Origin of the sequence: Azospirillum sp. TSO35-2 (assembly GCF_003116095.1) — a bacterium.
Taxonomy (GTDB): domain Bacteria; phylum Pseudomonadota; class Alphaproteobacteria; order Azospirillales; family Azospirillaceae; genus Azospirillum.
On sequence record NZ_LGRA01000021.1, the window covers coordinates 2,318,662 to 2,318,887 of the forward strand.

1 protein-coding gene is annotated in these 226 nt (G+C 71.2%); it reads left to right on the plus strand.

The window, feature by feature from the left end:
- Positions 1-226: CoA transferase (locus TSO352_RS26575; RefSeq protein WP_199231729.1), on the plus strand; the 226-nt coding region annotated here is incomplete at both ends.

The following is a 226-nucleotide window of genomic DNA, read 5'->3' on the forward strand; positions in this document are numbered from 1 at the left end:
TCGCATGGGCTTCACCTGGGAGCGCATCCAGGAGCTGAACCCGGCGATGATCGTCGCGTCGGTCAAGGGCTTCGGCCCCGGGCCGTTCGAGAACTGCAAGGTGTACGAGAACGTCGCCCAATGCGCGGGCGGCGCCGCCTCGACCACCGGCTTCGACGACGGCCCGCCGCTGGTCACCGGCGCCCAGATCGGCGACAGCGGCACCGGGCTGCATCTGGCGCTCGGC